The following is a 15160-nucleotide window of genomic DNA, read 5'->3' as shown; positions in this document are numbered from 1 at the left end:
CCAATCCCGCTATCACGGGTCAAAACACCAATTGCGTTTCACTTTGAAATTCCACGGAAAGGCTGGCCGATGAGCATCAAATCCGTCTGTGTCTATTGCGGCTCCCGTGCCGGAGCGCTGCCCGATTATACTCAAGCCGCCCGGGATCTTGGCACTGCACTGGCTGAAAACGGGATGCGGCTGGTCTATGGCGCCGGCGATGTCGGACTGATGGGAGAGGTCGCACGCGCCGCCCAGGCAGCGGGCGGCGAAACCTTTGGCGTGATCCCCGGCCACCTGGAAAAGCGCGAAGTCGGCAAATCCGATCTCAGCACCTATGTTGTCACCGAGACCATGCATGAACGTAAAAAGGTCATGCTGTGGAACGCCGATGCGGTGGTGGTTCTGCCCGGCGGCGCCGGGTCGCTGGATGAATTGTTCGAGGCGCTCACCTGGCGCCAGCTGGGCCTGCACGGCAAGCCCATCGTGATCCTGAACACCGCTGGTTACTGGGACAAGCTGCGCGACCTGCTGGACCATATCGTCGGCCAGGGCTTTGCCGGTCAGGACACCGCGGATTATCTGATCTGGGCTGACACCCCGGTGGCGGCCATTGCCGCCCTTCGCGACGCCCGCTCCTGACGCAGGGCCGAGAACGAGAACACCGCAACCGCGCTCCAGATCAGCGCAAAGGCGGCGCTGTGCCAGGGGGTGAACGGCTCGGCAAAGATCAGCACCGCCACCAGAAACTGCAGCGTCGGGTTCAGGTACTGCAGCACGCCCACTGTCCCCAGCCGCACCCGTTTGGCGGCATAGCTGAACAGGATCAGCGGCAGCCCGGTCAGGATGCCGGAAAACGCCAGCATCACAGCGGTCGAAGTGCCGTCCAGAAAACCTGCGCCGCCGGTGAACCAGATCACCGCCAGCGCCACTGGCAGGATCAGCAGCACTTCGGCGGTGACAGACACCACCGGACCCAGCAAAATCTGTTTCTTCGCAACGCCATAAAGGGCAAAGCTAATCGCCAGAACCAGCGGGATCAGGGGCGCTGCCCCCAGCCCGAAGGACAGCACCGCAACCGCCAGCGCCGCCAGCCCGACAGCCGCGACCTGCGCCCGGCTCAGCTGTTCGCCGAAGACCAGCCGCCCCAGCAGTACGCTCAGCAACGGAAAGATATAGTACCCCAGGCTCGCCTCGGTGGCGTAACCGGTCTGCACTGAAGAGATGAACACAAACCAGTTGAGCGAGATCATCGCCGTTGCGAGAACCAGAAACAATATGCTCCGCCTGCTGGTGAAAGCTGCCGTTAAGGCGCCGATCCGGCCCTGAAACAGCAGCACGCCGGCAAAAAACAGAAACGACCACAAAGCCCGGTGCGACAGAACCTGCTCAGGCGGCACATGCGACAGAGCATTGTAGTAGATCCCCGACAGCCCCCAGACCACGCAGGCCGAGACCATTGCCAGTATGCCCTTGGCTGCCTCTGTCATCACCGTTCCCCCAGTTCCGGCGGGCCGTGCGCAATACGCGCCAGCCGCCGGTCCAAACAAGAAACGCCCGGTCGGAAGACCGGGCGCTCAAGAATTCATGCCGCTCAGGACTTACATCCGCGAGGCGACGTTTTCCCAGTTCACCAGGTTGTCCAGGAAGTTGGTCAGGTAAGCCGGACGCTTGTTGCGGAAATCAATGTAATAGGAGTGTTCCCACACATCGCAGCCCAGCAATGCGGTCTGGTTGAAGCACAGCGGATTGACGCCGTTTTCGGTTTTGGTCACTGCCAGCGACCCGTCGGCGTTCTTAACCAGCCAGGCCCAGCCGGAACCGAACTGGCCGGCGCCTGCTGCGGAGAACTGCGACTTGAACTCGTCAACCGAGCCGAACGACTCGACCAGCGCCTTTTCCAGCTCGCCCGGCATTGCGCTGGCGCCCGGGCCCATCATTTCCCAGAACTGGTTGTGGTTCCACAGCTGCGAGATGTTGTTGAAGATACCGTTCTGGGCAACAGAACCGGCGTCATAGGTGCCTTTAATGATCTCTTCCAGCGACTTGCCGTCCCACTCGGTGCCGGCAATCAGCTTGTTGCCGTTATCGACATAGGCCTTGTGGTGCAGGTCGTGGTGGTATTCCAGGGTCTCGGCCGACATGCCTTTGGCAGCCAGGGCGTCGTGTGCATAAGGAAGATCGGGAAGTTCAAAAGCCATTTGGGCCCCCTGTAAAAAAGATTGCGTTCCTGCGCAGATACATGCTGTGCGCGCGCTATCAGGTCAAGAGCCAAGGCCCCATTTCCGCGCAAGGTCTATGTGCAGATTTCCACCTGACCGGCATCCGGCCATGGCAATAAGGAGGTACAGCTCCATTACGCGCACGGCTGTTACGTTCATCGTCGAACTGGAGGCCTTCCCGTCTGAGCCCTAACCCGGCAGACCAGCCCCACGGAATCCGGACCTCGTCTACTGGAAGGCGCGAGGCTGCAATGAACAACCGGGGCAGATCTGCAAGGCTACCCTTTTTTGACCTTGCACTTGCCCCTGCCGCGCGGTTCGTTGCCAAACTCGGAGAGCAACGCACGCACCGACAACGTGTTGTTTTTCTTGTTCAGAATACCTGAATACTGTGCCTTTGCGGTCGTATTGACATTCCCCACTGGAATACCTTCCACACGCCAATTCAGGAACAGCGATTTTTCATCCCGCGGCTTCACTTCAGCAGATTGTGGTTCGCCGTACACTGTATGAATGATTCCGTCATAAACCTGCGCAGTCTGTTCCAGATTGTCGACAACAACGATGACTCTTGGGGGAATCCAACCCTTGTTTGTAAACGACTTGACCTCGCAGTCATATGTGGTGGTGCCTTTACTTCCCGCTGCTGCGGAGGACGCTGCTGCCAGCACAATGGATGCAGCCGTTAGATATCGTTTCATTCAGATGGGTCCAATTTTGATGCAGCGCAGTGATGCAAGGATACCGGTTTCAATGCAATGGCAATCTGCAGTTGCACCGCCTGAACAGAGAAATCCGCCAAGTCAGTACACGCGCTTAGTTCCATCCAATGTGGTTCTGGGCCAGCCGTGACAAAGACGGCTCCCGGCGGCAGGTCCCCGAACCGCGCGGCGGCTGTTTTGTGCCGCTTGTTCGGGTCGATTGAATGCTCATCTTCAGGTTGGCGGTGTTCAGAACGGCCCTGAAGCGCGGCTTTGCCTGCCCGCTGTCCGTCAGTACGGCAAGCCCCGGCAACGACCAGCTGATCGCATAAGTTGTCTCGCTGCGTTGCGAAACCTTAGCTGCAACAGACACACCAAACGCCGCATCAGTGACCTTTGCAGTGGTGAAATCATCGGAAAAATGCACGGTAATCCGGCCGGGAACCCAAGTGACGCCGGAAATCGGTTTCAGATTGCAACGAAAGCTGGTTTCCGCCAGAGCGCCCGCCCCGGTCAGCGTCAGAACCAGTGCTAAAATACTACATGCCGGCAGACTCATCGGCCGCTCCCTGAAACATCGTTAATAAACCTCCCCCACGCCAGAGAAAGGCAATAAATTCAAACAGATGCAATCGATACAAAAAGCGAGCTTCCTGGCAAGCCAGAATAAAAAAGGTGCCCTGGAAAGGTCTCCGGGGCACCGTAAATGACGCGCGATGGCGTCACAAGCAAAAAGCGAGTGAAAACTTTAGTAAACACCCACCTTGGACTGCGGATGCGACGCTGTGCTTAGCAGTTTGAATACATATTCACCAACCGAGCGGAAGCAGACGATGTAAAAGCTGCCGTCCTCGTTCAGCCAGAAGGCGCCTGCCACCTGCGCCAGGCGCGAGCGGCGGAACCGGCCTGCCTTGAATGCAGCTGCGTCAAAGTCCACCGGGCTCACTTTGCCCAGCACCTCGCGCGCGCCTTCGCCCGACACGCGGAAAAAGGCACGGGCGTCAGAGACATTCGCCGCCAGCGCATGTTCGCCTTTCAGCGCCTCTGCCACTTCGGCGGTTTTGGCAACGGCATCCTCATAGGGCACCAGCAGCAGCAGCTCGTCCGGCGACATCCAGGCAGCGGCACCGTTTTCGGCAACCGTGATAGCCCCCCGGGCCGGAACTTCGGCGCCGGTGGCGGCCTTGACAGCCGCCTTCAGAACCGATGACTCCAGATCGCCGCGCAGGGTGATCATGCCCTGCAGGCCTGCGTCCTCGACCTTGGCCAGGCCGGAGAACTGCGCGCCGTTCAGTACGGAAACAGCCTTAGACATTCTGCTTTTCTCCTTCCTTGTCGTAGAAGACCGGATCAACGATCTTGGCCTTGTAGGTCTTGCCGTCAGTGCCCGGGAATTCGACCACTTCGCCCATCCGCTTGGTGCCGTGCTTGATCAGGCCCATTGCGATACCGCGGCCCAGGGTCGCGGAATGATAGGTTGAGGTCACCCGGCCGATCATGTTGCGCTGGCCGTTGGCGTTGACGCCTTCACCCAATGCATAGGCGCCGTCGGGCAGCACCGAACCGTCCACTGTTTCCAGGCCAACCAGCTGCCAGCGGTCCGGATCCGCCATGTGGGAGCGCAGCTGCGCGCGCTTGCCCAGATAGTCTTCCTTCTTCTTCGACAGCGCCCAATGCAGACCCAGATCCTGCGGGATCACGGTGCCATCGGTCTCGTCGCCGATCATGATGAAGCCTTTTTCGGCGCGCAGGATGTGCAGGGTCTCGGTGCCGTAAGGCATGACGCCGAATTCCTTGCCTGCTTCCATCAGCGCATCCCAGAACGCCTGGCCCTCCGAGGCCGCAACCGCGATCTCATAAGACAGCTCGCCCGAGAAGGAGATCCGGTAAGCGCGGGCATCAAAGCCGCCGATCTGACCGTCGCGCCATTCCATGAACGGCAGCGCCTCTTTCGACAGATCCATACCGCCGCCCGCTGCTGCGTTCAGCTTTTCCAGCACCTTGCGGGCGTTGGGGCCGACCACGGCGACCTGGGCGTACTGCTCGGTCACATTGGCAACATAGACTTTCCAGTCCCACCATTCGGTCTGCAGCCATTCTTCCATGTGGCCATGGATGCTTTCGGCGCCGCCGGTGGTGGTGTGGCACAGGAAGGTGTCCTCGTCGATGCGGGCAACAACGCCGTCGTCGATCAGGAAACCGTTCTCCGAGCACATCAGGCCATAGCGGCATTTGCCGACCTTCAGTGTGGACATCATGTTGGTATAGAGCATGTCCAGGAACTTGCCCGCATCCGGCCCTTTGACAATCAGCTTGCCCAGGGTCGAGGCATCCAGCAGGCCGAGGTTTTCGCGGGTGTTCTTCACCTCGCGGTTCACCGCAGCATGACGGTCCTCACCGGGCTGGGTGATAGCAAACGGGCGGCGCCACTGGCCAACCGGTTCCCAATCCGCACCGTTCTTGTCCATCCAGTCATAGATCGGCGTCTTGCGCACCGGCTGGAAGATCTCGGCCCGTGCTTCCCCCGCGATCGCACCGATCGAGATCGGGTGGTACGGCGGACGGAAGGTGGTGGTGCCCACCGACGGGATTTCCGAGTTCAGCGCGTCCGCAAGGATCGCCAGACCGTTGATGTTGGACAATTTGCCCTGGTCGGTCGCCATGCCCAGCGTGGTGTAACGCTTGGTGTGCTCGACGCTTTCATAGCCTTCGCGCGCAGCCAGCTGCACGTCGGAGACCTTGACGTCGTTCTGATAGTCCAGCCAGGACTTCATGCGCAGTTTGATGTCCGCTTTGGCCGGCATAAGCCAGACCGCTTCCATCTGCGCCTCATTCTCAGAGACACCCTTGGCAGCCGCCACGGATTTCGCCGGGAAGCCGGCAGCCTCAGCCGCTTTGGCGCCAGCCGCAGCCGCGTCTTCCAGCAGCGCGCCCAGGCCGAATTCGCCATTTGCGGCACCGGCCGGAACCACAAAGCCGTTACCGTCATGGCCCAGCGGCGGACGCGAGGCATCGGGGCGGAAGTTGGCGTTTTTGTCATCCCAAGTCAGCTTGCCGCCGCAGTGGGACCACAGATGGACTACCGGCGACCAGCCGCCGGACATGGCAACTGCGTCTGCTTCGACGTCTTCGCGGGCGCCGCCTTCACCGTTCTGGGCGCAGATGGAGACCTGGGTCACGCATTTGCCGTCCTTCACCTTGGCAATGGCACGGCCCAGCTCAACCCGGATACCCTTCTCGCGAACAGCTTCCATCAGTTCGCCGCCGCCGGTTTCGCGAGTATCAACCACGCGGACCACTTCAACGCCCGCCTCATGCAGCACCAGAGCGGTGCGGTAGGCGTCGTCGTTGTTGGTGGCAACCACCACCTTCTGACCGGGGTTCACACCCCAGTTCACCACATAGTCACGCATCGAACCGGCCAGCATCACGCCCGGCACATCGTTGCCCGCAAAGGACAGCGGCCGTTCAATAGCGCCGGTTGCGGTGACGATCTGGCCGGCACGGACCCGCCACAGACGGTGGCGCGGACCGCCCTGGCCCGGCGCGTGGTCGGTCAGGCGCTCATAGCCCAGGGCATAGCCGTGGTCATAGACGCCGGAGCCCATGCAGCGGTCGCGCAGAGTGACGTTGTCCATCGCATCCAGCTCGGCCAGGGTCTTGGCGATCCAGGCGTCAGGCGCTTCACCGTCAATGGTGCCGCCGTCGACCGGCGCGCGGCCGCCCCAATGGTTGTTCTGCTCCATCACCAGCACCTTGGCTCCGGTGGCTGCAGCCGCCTTGGCCGCCTGCAGGCCGGCAACGCCGCCGCCAATGACCAGCACATCCGCAAAGAAGTAGAAGTGCTCGTAGGTGTCGGCATCCTTCAGCTCGGCGTCAGGCGCATTGCCCAGACCGGCGGATTTGCGGATGATCGGCTCATAGACATGTTTCCACAGCGGACGCGGGTGGATGAACATCTTGTAATAAAAGCCAGCCGTCAGGAACCGCGACAGCTTGTTGTTGATCGACAGAACGTCGAACTCCAGGCTGGGCCAGTGGTTCTGCGAATTCGCCGACAGCCCCGAGAACAGCTCGGTTGTGGTGGCGCGCTGGTTCGGCTCGTAACGGTCACCGGTGCCCAGCTGCATCAGCGCATTGGGTTCTTCCGAACCGGATGCGACAACGCCGCGCGGGCGGTGGTATTTGAACGAGCGGCCCATCATCAGCTGGCCGTTGGCCAAAAGAGCGGAGGCCAATGTATCGCCGGCAAAGCCCTTCATGGTTTTGCCGTTGAAGGTGAAGGCGATCTGTTTGGAGCGGTCGATCAGCCGGCCGTGCTTGGCAAGACGCGTGCTCATGTGCGCAGACCTTTCAAAAGAAAAGCGGGTGTTTCAGTCAGGCGGCGGATCATTTCTGACCATCCGAGAATTCGCGCCAGGTCCACCCGGGGCGTTTTGCGGTGATCTTGTCCATGATCTCCTGCGTCGGCACGCTGGTCTGGGCCGTGTAGGTGCCAAAGACCTCCAGCGTCATGGTGCAGCGGGCGGCATGGAACCACTTGCCGCAGCCATTGGCATGGCGCCAGCGTTCAAAGTGAACGCCTTTGGGGTTTTCGCGCATGAACAGATAGTCATGGAACTCATCATCCGAGGAGCCGGGACCAAAGCGCTTCAGATGCGCTTCGCCGCCCGCGGCCAGTTCGGTTTCTTCGGCTTTGACGCCGCAGTAAGGGCATTCAAGGATCAGCATTGTGCGGACCTCTCCAACTGGGGGCCAAGGATTTTCAAAAATCCTTGGCAAAATTCTTCGAAGAATTTTGCGGCGGCGCGCGGCATCAGTGTGCCACCCCCGCAGCGACGCTCTCGTCGATGAACTTGCCTTCTTTGAAGCGCATCATCGAGAACTCCTCGGTCAGCGGCGAATGGCCGGTGGCCATCAGTTCCGCCATCGCCCAGCCAGAACCCGGGATCGACTTAAAGCCGCCGGTGCCCCAGCCGCAGTTGACAAAGCAGTTCTGCACAGGCGTTTTCGAGATGATCGGCGAGCGGTCGCCGGTCACATCCACAATGCCGCCCCACTGGCGCAGCATCTTGAGGCGCGACACCATCGGGAAGGTTTCGACCAGGGCCCGCACGGTTTCCTCGATATGGTGGAAAGAGCCGCGCTGGGTGTAGTTGTTGAACCCGTCAGTGCCGCCGCCGATCACCATCTCGCCCTTGTCGGACTGGGACATGTAGCCGTGCACGGTGTTGGCCATCACAACCACATCCATGCAGGGTTTGATCGGCTCAGACACCATCGCCTGCAAGGCAACAGATTCCATCGGCAGACGGAAACCCGCCCGCTCGGCCAGAACCGAAGCATTACCCGCCACGATCATGCCGATCTTGTCGCAGTCAATCGCGCCCTTGGTGGTGTCGACACCCACGGTGCGGCCGTTCTCGGTGCGCACACCGGTGACTTCACATTGCTGGATGATGTCCATGCCCATGTCGGAACAGGCCCGCGCATAGCCCCAGGCCACCGCATCGTGACGGGCGGTGCCGCCGCGTTCCTGCCACAGGCCGCCCAGAACCGGGTAACGGGGGCCGTGCAAGTTGATGATCGGCACCAGTTCCTTGACCCGCTCAGGGGTGATCCACTCAGTCGGGACACCCTGCTGCAGGTTGGCATGCGCGGTGCGTTTGTAGCCGCGGATCTCATGCTCGGTCTGGGCCAGCATGATCACCCCGCGCGGGCTGAACATCACGTTGTAGTTCAGATCCTGCGACATCGTCTCATAAAGGCTGCGCGCCTTTTCATAGATCGCAGCGGACGGGTCCTGCAGGTAGTTCGAGCGGATGATGGTGGTGTTCCGGCCGGTGTTACCGCCGCCCAGCCAGCCCTTCTCGATGATTGCGACATTGGTAATGCCGAAATTCTTGCCCAGGTAATAGGCAGTGGCAAGGCCATGCCCGCCCGCCCCGACGATGACAACATCATAATGGCGTTTGGGTTCAGGCGAGCGCCAGGCGCGCTCCCATCCGGTGTGATAGCGCAGGGCTTCCCGCGCGACGGCAAAAGCTGAATAGCGTTTCATGAGCGAATCCGATGGTTCGTGTCTGGTAGCGGGTATGCCTGAAATGCATAACAGACCAGTGCCGTTTATCGCCCTGTTTCTGCGTTATTGCGACATAAGAAACGGTCGCAATCCGACCCGAGGCGTCCGGGCGCGGCAGTTTGGCTCTTTTGTTCACCCGCCTCCGCATATAGATGCAACCCAAACTTCGGAGACGGCATGATTTTCTGGACAGTCACCGCCCTTATCGCGTTCTCGGCAGCCTTTCTGCTGGCCATGATCCTTATTCGCGCCCGCAACACCGGCGAACCCGCCGCGGCTTATGACCTGCGCGTCTACCGCCAGCAACTGCGCGAGGTGGACAAGGATCTGGCCCGCGGCGTCATCAATGCAGGCGACGCCGACCGCATCCGCACCGAAATTTCCCGCCGCATTCTGGCCGCCGACACGCAGCTGCAGCAGGCGCAATCAGGACGCTCACAGCCCAAAACCCTGTCGCTGGTCTTTGGCATAGCGACAGCGCTGCTGATCACCGGCGGCACCCTGGGGATCTACTGGCAGCTGGGCGCGCCGGGCTATGGCGACCTGGGCCTGAAGGACCGAATCCAGCTGGCAGGCCAACGCGCCGAAAACCGCCCCTCCCAGGCAGAGGCTGAGGCTGAGGTGCCCGCCCTGCCCAAGCCGCAGGTCGAAGAAGGATACGTCACACTGGTGGAGCAGCTGCGCAAGACTGCTAATGAACGCGCGGACGACGCTCAGGGCCAGGCCCTTCTGGCCCAGCACGAGGCGAACCTTGGCAATTTCCAAGCTGCCTATGCTGCCAAAACCAGTTACATCCGGCTGGCTGAGGGTCAGGTCAATGCCCGCGACTTCACAGAGCTGGCCGAGTTGAAGATCATGGCCGCCGGCGGCTATGTCTCTCCCGAGGCCCAGACCGACCTGCAGAAAGCACGCGCCATTGATCCCGCACACGGGCCCGCCCGTTATTACTGGGGCCTGATGCTGGGCCAGATCGGCCGTCCGGACCTGGCCTACCGCGAATGGGCCGCAACCCTGCGGGCAGGCCCGGCAGACGCCCCCTGGATCAAGGGCATCCAGGGCCAGATCGAGGAAATGGCCTTCCGCGCCGGGGTTGAATACCGCCCGATTGCGCCCGGCGGCAGCACTGCCCCCGCCCTGCCCGGCCCCAGCGCCGAGGATATGGCCGGCGCCAGCGAGCTGAGCGCTGAAGACCGGCAGGAGATGATCCGCGGCATGGTCACCCGCCTGTCTGACCGTTTGGCAACCGAAGGCGGCTCGGCCGAAGAATGGGCCCGGCTCATCGGCGCCCTTTCGGTCCTTGGCGACACCGACCGCGCCCGCACGATTTACGGCGAGGCCCGCGACGCCTTTGCCGCCGACCAGGAAGCCCTGGCTCTGCTGGAAACCATCGCTGCACAGGCAGGGCTTGCAGAATGATCCACGATGTTTTTGAAGACTTCGCCGCTGCCCTGCCGCCGATGCACGCGCTGATGGGGCTGGACCTGGGCACCAAGACCATCGGCGTTGCCGTTTCCGACCGCATCGGCGCCGTGGCCACACCGCTGGAAACTGTAAAGCGCAAGAAGTTCACACTGGACGCCGCCCGCCTTTTGGAAATCATCACGATGCGCGACATCAGCGGTATCGTCCTTGGCCTGCCCCGCAACATGGACGGCACCGAGGGCCCCCGCTGCCAATCCACCCGCTCCTTCGCCCGCAACCTGGGCCGGCTCACCGAACTTCCTATTGGTTTCTGGGACGAACGCCTCAGCACCGTTGCGGCAGAAAAAGCGCTTCTTGAGGCAGATACGACACGCAAACGCCGCGCAGAGGTTATCGACCATGTCGCGGCCTCCTATATTCTTCAGGGTGCATTGGACCGGATGCGGCATTTGAAGAACGGGTGAATGATGACTGACGACGTATGGAAACGGGACGAGATCCAAAGCCCCTGCATCAAGATCTGCGTCGTCCACCCGGAATCGCGCATCTGCACCGGTTGCTACCGCTCTATTGACGAGATCCGCGACTGGTCCAAGATGAGCAACGAGGAACGCGCCGGCATCATGAACGACCTGCCGGAACGCGCCAGCAAACTGGTCAAGCGCCGCGGCGGCCGCGGCGCGAGATTAAAGCGCAGCTAAGCATGTCGCTCAAAAGCGGGAACCGGTTTTGAGCTTCTCGGACATGCGTAGTCTAAAAATCAACGCGGCGCGCGGCGGGGTAAGGCTCTGTAAATCATGCGGAATAAGCACTGACCCAATGTTTCGCGCGCGAAACATTCTGGCAGAATTACTGACCTATTCGAAAAGCCTGCACTTTTAGCCAACCCAGACTAATTTACCATAAAAACCAATGTGCTACCAAGACACGCCATCAAATCAGAGGGCGAGCGCCTGCCCGTGGGATGGTGCTTCAAAGATTGGGTACTGCCGCTTTATCCCTGCAAAGCAAATCCCCGGCTGAAATGCCGAACCGCCCTCTAAAAAGCGCCAGCCCGCCGGGACGGGCAGGCGCTCGCCCGGCGCCTACGGCTTGTTCCGGGCGAGAAAAGCAAATTGCCTCACGTTACTTAAGTTCCAGAAATTCGGCGCAGAGGTCATATGCTTTTACCCTGCGCTCCAAATCGCTAACACCTAATTGCAATTCGTGGTAACGAAGAAGAGAAGCCTCTACCACAAGTTCAACGTCAGTAGAAATCCGAGTTTTTGTCAGCTCTTCAATTTGCTCTAAAGAAACCTCTCCACGCTCCAAGAGAGGGCCAAACTTGTACATAAGCTCAGCAGCCTGCTGACATTCATACTCACTTGCAGACGCAACAGACGAAATAGCCGCGCAAACAATCGCCAATAAATACTTTTCCATAGAAACTCCGAAATCTCTGCAGGCAGATCAATGGCGGAAACTTGAAGACGCCTACCCCTCCGCCAGCCACCCCATGGTCCAATCCGCCAGCTCCGGGCGGAAGTATGCAATCATGCGGCCCTCTTCCGGCGCGGATGCCCCCTCACCCCAGGGCGCAACCCCATGCAGGCACAGGCGGTGCATCAGATAGGATTCACCGGGCTTGGCGGGCACCGTGATCCGCGGGCAGGTCTCGAACACCTCGGCGCGCGCAGCCGTATAGGCATCAGTCACATCCACATCCGCCCAGCCCTCCTGCGGCACCCCCTCGAACGCCGCAGCAAAGGCGCGGCGCATGATCCTGTGGCTGCCCTCCCAGATCACCAGCGGCGAGGCATCGGGGCTGCTTTCATTCAGCGGGATCCCCAGCACCCAGGCATGCGGCTCATCCACCTTGCGGCGGCGGTGCTCGCCAAACATTTTCACCCCGTCCACATGCGCCGCATCACGTTTGATGCGGTAGCGCAAGGCAGCATCGCCCTCGCCCGGACGCGGGCGCGGATAGCCGGGAAAGACCGAGGACACCTGCGCCCGGTGCAGATCCGGGATGGGGCCGAGGTGCTGCGTGATGAACTCCACCGGCGCGCCAGCCAGCGGCGGCCCGTCCGGCAACCGCCCGGTGGCATCATTCGGCAGCGCATCGACCCCAATGAACCATGTCTGTTCGCACTGGAACCACTCGGCGCAGGCCGGGTCGTCCAGCGACCGGATGCCATGCTGCAACGCATCAGCAGCCCAGGCGGCCACTTGGCGGTCCTGAGCGAAGCGCACCCAGCCCTTGTCCTGAAACTGTTCGAATTGCCTGTTCATTGCCTTCAATATCCAAATGCCTTGCGCAGCATGTTGAGCCCCACCAGCACCAGAAACACCCCGAACACCCGCTTCAGCGGTTTGGGATCCATTGCATGGGCCAGCTTCACGCCCCAGGGCGCGGTGATCAGCGTCATCGCGATCACAATGAAAAACGCCGCCAGATTAACGGCCCCGACGGTGAACGGAGGCCGCGTGGCCGGGTCCAGATCCAACAGCAGAAACCCCGCGACCGACGGCACCGCAATGATCACGCCAAAGCCTGCGGCGGTCGCCACAGCCCGATGCACCGCAACCCCGTGCAGGGTCATCAGCGGCACCCCAAAGCTGCCGCCGCCGATGCCCATCAGCACCGACAGAAACCCCACGACAGGCGACAGCACCAGCCGCTTACCGCCCTTAGGCATGGCTTCAGCCAGCCGCCAGTCGGCGCGGCCCAGCCCCAGGTAGCAGCCGATCACCAGTGCCAGCCCGCCAAACACCCCTTGCAGCACGGCGGAGCGCAAGGAGGACACTGCCAGAACGCCAACGATCGCCCCCAGCGCAATGCCGAAGCCCCAGCCGCGCAGAATCTGCCAATCCACCGCGCCCTTCTTGTTATGGCTCAGAACCGACCGCAATGAGGTCACGATAATGGTCGCCAGCGAGGTCGCGAGGCACATCTGCATCAGCTGATCGCCGCCATATCCAAGAGTTTGAAAGGCATAGAAGAAGCCCGGCACCAGCACGATGCCGCCACCAACCCCCAATAGCCCTGCCAGAACCCCGGCGAATGCGCCGATCACCAGCAGCAGCCCTGCCATCTGCATCAGCAGCGCAGGCGACGGCAATAGGGCGGTGGTCAGGGCAGGATCAGTCATGCAGGGCACCTCAGGGCTGGCTTCACCGGCAAAGGGTTAGCCGCCGCAATCCGCTTGCACAAGGCTATAGCCTGCGAGCCGCCGCGTCATGCGGCCGCGCGGTCCGCCACTTGCGCCAGCGCCTGCTCCACCAGTTCCGGCCCGGCCCCGGCGCGGCAGGCCCCCTCGGACAGCATCCGCCGCCATTGCCGCGCGCCGGGGCGGCCGGCAAACAGCCCCAGCATATGCCGGGTGATCTGGTTCAGCTTAGCGCCGTTGCCGAGCCGTTCTTCGATGTAAGGCAGCATAAGCATCACCGCCTCAGCAGGATCGCTTGCAGAACCCGTCCCGAAAATTTCCGGATCCGCCGCACACAGCACATCGGCAGGCTGGTGATAGGCCGCACGGCCCACCATCACCCCGTCCAGACCGCGGTCCAGATGCGCCTTGGCCTCGGCCAGCGTCGCAATACCGCCGTTGATCGAGATATGCAGATCAGGAAACGCCGCCTTCATCCGGTGCACCAGATCATAATCCAAGGGTGGAATATCCCGGTTTTCCTTAGGCGAAAGCCCCTTCAGCCAAGCCTTGCGAGCGTGGATCGTCACCCGCTGGCAGCCCGCCGCGCGGATCTTGTCCAGAAAGTCCGGCAGCACCTCTTCCGGCTCCTGTTCATCGACTCCGATGCGGCATTTGACAGTAACTTCGGCCTTCACAGCTGCCCGCATCGCTGCGACGCAATCTGCCACCAGTTCCGGGGTCTGCATCAGCACCGCACCAAACGCGCCGGACTGCACACGGTCACTGGGGCAGCCGCAGTTGAGGTTGATCTCGTCATACCCCGCCTGTTCGCCCAGCCGCGCGGCTTCTGCCAGTTCGTCCGGGTCAGACCCTCCAAGCTGCAAAGCAACCGGATGCTCGGCGGTATTGAAGTCCAGCAAGTGCAACGCCCCGCCGCGCACCAGTGCCGGCGCGGTCACCATTTCGGTGTACAGCAGCGCCTCCCGGCTCAAGAGCCGGTGCAGATACCTGCAATCGGACGTCGTCCAATCCATCATGGGTGCCACGGAAAGGCGTGCAGCACGCCGAACTTCGGAAAACCCTGAATTTTCATGGTTTTTTAGATCCGCCATTTTACGCGCTTTCCCCGATCCGGCCTGCCTTAGCCCCGTTTTTGAGTGCCGTGCTGCAGAATGTAGCACCAACGGGGCCGTGTAGCACTTTTTTCGCGCCAAGTTCCAGCGCCCCTAGTCACGCGGTGCCGGGTCACCACCATACCGGTGCCGCCATGACCTCGGTTTCTATCCTATTGATGAATGGCGCAAGTACGTCCATGGCCCGGCCGCACCAGTCCAGCAGCGTGCTGTCCGGAACGTCCGCGCCCATGCGGGCATAGATCCCGTTGAGGTGGAAGGGCGGCACGTGGTCATCAAACTTGGAGACCAGCACATGCAATGCCCGGCAGGCGGTTGCGCAGCAATCTGCCGCGAGGGGTCAGCAGGCCCGGTCCTACTTCCCGGGATATTCCCTTGGACGAGGCTCAAATCCTCCTTTGGCACCGCATCCCTGTCTCGATGTGCCGTGATCTTTCGCATGCACGCTCGAGCCAATGGCGCTGCACATGCTCAATGTTCAGCGTTGACA

Annotated in this window: 16 protein-coding genes and 1 pseudogene; 4 read left to right on the top strand and 13 right to left on the bottom strand. The window is 61.3% G+C overall.

Translation table 11 applies throughout. The features are described 5' to 3' along the window. Positions 1–69 precede the first annotated feature (69 nt). Complete coding sequence (locus L1069_RS10350; RefSeq protein ID WP_129371087.1) at positions 70–621, top strand: TIGR00730 family Rossman fold protein; 552 nt, start codon at positions 70–72, stop codon at positions 619–621. Here the strand turns inward: L1069_RS10350 and rarD are convergent. From rarD to L1069_RS10310, 8 genes are all read right to left on the bottom strand, one after another. Then, the gene (gene rarD, locus L1069_RS10345) at positions 558–1469 is read right to left on the bottom strand and encodes an EamA family transporter RarD (RefSeq protein ID WP_237455617.1); all 912 of its coding nucleotides are present in this window, start codon (positions 1467–1469) and stop codon (positions 558–560) included. The two genes, L1069_RS10350 and rarD, sit on opposite strands and share 64 nt — an antisense overlap. 111 nt (positions 1470–1580) lie before the next feature. After that, complete coding sequence (locus tag L1069_RS10340) at positions 1581–2180, bottom strand: superoxide dismutase (protein ID WP_129371089.1); 600 nt, start codon at positions 2178–2180, stop codon at positions 1581–1583. A gap of 299 nt (positions 2181–2479) precedes the next feature. Next, positions 2480–2902, bottom strand: a complete 423-nt coding sequence (locus L1069_RS10335; RefSeq protein ID WP_129371090.1) for a hypothetical protein — start codon at positions 2900–2902, stop codon at positions 2480–2482. 115 nt (positions 2903–3017) lie between these two features. Continuing rightward, the gene (locus L1069_RS10330) at positions 3018–3461 is read right to left on the bottom strand and encodes a hypothetical protein (protein ID WP_237455616.1); all 444 of its coding nucleotides are present in this window, start codon (positions 3459–3461) and stop codon (positions 3018–3020) included. Between the two features lie 189 nt (positions 3462–3650). Further along, a complete protein-coding gene (locus L1069_RS10325) occupies positions 3651–4217 on the bottom strand; it encodes a sarcosine oxidase subunit gamma family protein (protein ID WP_134829993.1) in 567 nt (188 codons plus the stop codon). Next, a complete protein-coding gene (locus L1069_RS10320; RefSeq protein ID WP_237455615.1) occupies positions 4210–7242 on the bottom strand; it encodes a sarcosine oxidase subunit alpha family protein in 3033 nt (1010 codons plus the stop codon). Before L1069_RS10320 ends, L1069_RS10325 begins: the two co-directional genes overlap by 8 nt. A 49-nt stretch (positions 7243–7291) precedes the next feature. Next, on the bottom strand, positions 7292–7633 hold the full coding sequence (locus tag L1069_RS10315) for a sarcosine oxidase subunit delta (RefSeq protein WP_024089839.1): 342 nt from the start codon (positions 7631–7633) through the stop codon (positions 7292–7294). Positions 7634–7718: 85 nt separating this feature from the next. Then, a complete protein-coding gene (locus L1069_RS10310; protein ID WP_129371094.1) occupies positions 7719–8963 on the bottom strand; it encodes a sarcosine oxidase subunit beta family protein in 1245 nt (414 codons plus the stop codon). A gap of 198 nt (positions 8964–9161) precedes the next feature. Between L1069_RS10310 and ccmI the strand changes: the two genes are divergently transcribed. Genes ccmI through L1069_RS10295 form a run of 3 tightly spaced genes read left to right on the top strand, consistent with a single transcriptional unit; the run spans position 9162 to position 11107 of the window. After that, positions 9162–10400: a c-type cytochrome biogenesis protein CcmI gene (gene ccmI, locus L1069_RS10305; protein ID WP_237455614.1), complete on the top strand. Its 1239-nt coding sequence runs from the start codon at positions 9162–9164 to the stop codon at positions 10398–10400. Further along, positions 10397–10870 (top strand): Holliday junction resolvase RuvX, encoded by a 474-nt coding sequence (ruvX, locus tag L1069_RS10300; protein WP_134829995.1) that lies wholly within the window; start codon positions 10397–10399, stop codon positions 10868–10870. Before ccmI ends, ruvX begins: the two co-directional genes overlap by 4 nt. A gap of 3 nt (positions 10871–10873) precedes the next feature. Continuing rightward, complete coding sequence (locus L1069_RS10295) at positions 10874–11107, top strand: DUF1289 domain-containing protein (RefSeq protein WP_129371097.1); 234 nt, start codon at positions 10874–10876, stop codon at positions 11105–11107. Positions 11108–11531: 424 nt separating this feature from the next. On the opposite strand, the gene L1069_RS10290 is transcribed toward L1069_RS10295, so the two are convergent. The 5 genes and pseudogenes from L1069_RS10290 to L1069_RS10270 form a co-directional block, all read right to left on the bottom strand. Further along, positions 11532–11828, bottom strand: a complete 297-nt coding sequence (locus tag L1069_RS10290; RefSeq protein WP_129371098.1) for a hypothetical protein — start codon at positions 11826–11828, stop codon at positions 11532–11534. A 51-nt stretch (positions 11829–11879) separates the two neighbouring features. After that, positions 11880–12677, bottom strand: coding sequence for a hypothetical protein (locus tag L1069_RS10285; RefSeq protein ID WP_237455613.1), 798 nt, complete (start codon positions 12675–12677; stop codon positions 11880–11882). A 5-nt stretch (positions 12678–12682) separates the two neighbouring features. Next, the gene (locus tag L1069_RS10280; protein WP_237455612.1) at positions 12683–13537 is read right to left on the bottom strand and encodes a sulfite exporter TauE/SafE family protein; all 855 of its coding nucleotides are present in this window, start codon (positions 13535–13537) and stop codon (positions 12683–12685) included. A gap of 86 nt (positions 13538–13623) precedes the next feature. Then, positions 13624–14649 (bottom strand): tRNA dihydrouridine(20/20a) synthase DusA, encoded by a 1026-nt coding sequence (gene dusA, locus L1069_RS10275; protein WP_275423067.1) that lies wholly within the window; start codon positions 14647–14649, stop codon positions 13624–13626. Positions 14650–14797: 148 nt separating this feature from the next. After that, positions 14798–14968 (bottom strand): annotated as a pseudogene (locus tag L1069_RS10270) (transposase); the annotation flags it as partial. Positions 14969–15160 lie beyond the last annotated feature (192 nt).

Source organism: Leisingera sp. MMG026 (assembly GCF_021654205.1).
GTDB lineage: Bacteria > Pseudomonadota > Alphaproteobacteria > Rhodobacterales > Rhodobacteraceae > Leisingera.
Note: the sequence above shows the minus strand (reverse complement) of the source record. Positions and strands in the feature narration are given on the sequence as shown.

Excerpts from the sequence above, each read along its gene's own strand:
- L1069_RS10340 (WP_129371089.1), bottom strand. The coding sequence starts at position 2,180 with ATGGCTTTTGAACTTCCCGATCTTCCTTATGCACACGACGCCCTGGCT.
- L1069_RS10315 (WP_024089839.1), bottom strand. The coding sequence starts at position 7,633 with ATGCTGATCCTTGAATGCCCTTACTGCGGCGTCAAAGCCGAAGAAACC.
- L1069_RS10290 (WP_129371098.1), bottom strand. The coding sequence starts at position 11,828 with ATGGAAAAGTATTTATTGGCGATTGTTTGCGCGGCTATTTCGTCTGTT.
- ruvX (WP_134829995.1), top strand. The coding sequence starts at position 10,397 with ATGATCCACGATGTTTTTGAAGACTTCGCCGCTGCCCTGCCGCCGATG.
- L1069_RS10285 (WP_237455613.1), bottom strand. The coding sequence starts at position 12,677 with ATGAACAGGCAATTCGAACAGTTTCAGGACAAGGGCTGGGTGCGCTTC.
- ccmI (WP_237455614.1), top strand. The coding sequence starts at position 9,162 with ATGATTTTCTGGACAGTCACCGCCCTTATCGCGTTCTCGGCAGCCTTT.
- L1069_RS10330 (WP_237455616.1), bottom strand. The coding sequence starts at position 3,461 with ATGAGTCTGCCGGCATGTAGTATTTTAGCACTGGTTCTGACGCTGACC.
- L1069_RS10295 (WP_129371097.1), top strand. The coding sequence starts at position 10,874 with ATGACTGACGACGTATGGAAACGGGACGAGATCCAAAGCCCCTGCATC.
- rarD (WP_237455617.1), bottom strand. The coding sequence starts at position 1,469 with ATGACAGAGGCAGCCAAGGGCATACTGGCAATGGTCTCGGCCTGCGTG.
- L1069_RS10310 (WP_129371094.1), bottom strand. The coding sequence starts at position 8,963 with ATGAAACGCTATTCAGCTTTTGCCGTCGCGCGGGAAGCCCTGCGCTAT.
- dusA (WP_275423067.1), bottom strand. The coding sequence starts at position 14,649 with ATGGCGGATCTAAAAAACCATGAAAATTCAGGGTTTTCCGAAGTTCGG.
- L1069_RS10325 (WP_134829993.1), bottom strand. The coding sequence starts at position 4,217 with ATGTCTAAGGCTGTTTCCGTACTGAACGGCGCGCAGTTCTCCGGCCTG.
- L1069_RS10320 (WP_237455615.1), bottom strand. The coding sequence starts at position 7,242 with ATGAGCACGCGTCTTGCCAAGCACGGCCGGCTGATCGACCGCTCCAAA.
- L1069_RS10335 (WP_129371090.1), bottom strand. The coding sequence starts at position 2,902 with ATGAAACGATATCTAACGGCTGCATCCATTGTGCTGGCAGCAGCGTCC.
- L1069_RS10280 (WP_237455612.1), bottom strand. The coding sequence starts at position 13,537 with ATGACTGATCCTGCCCTGACCACCGCCCTATTGCCGTCGCCTGCGCTG.
- L1069_RS10350 (WP_129371087.1), top strand. The coding sequence starts at position 70 with ATGAGCATCAAATCCGTCTGTGTCTATTGCGGCTCCCGTGCCGGAGCG.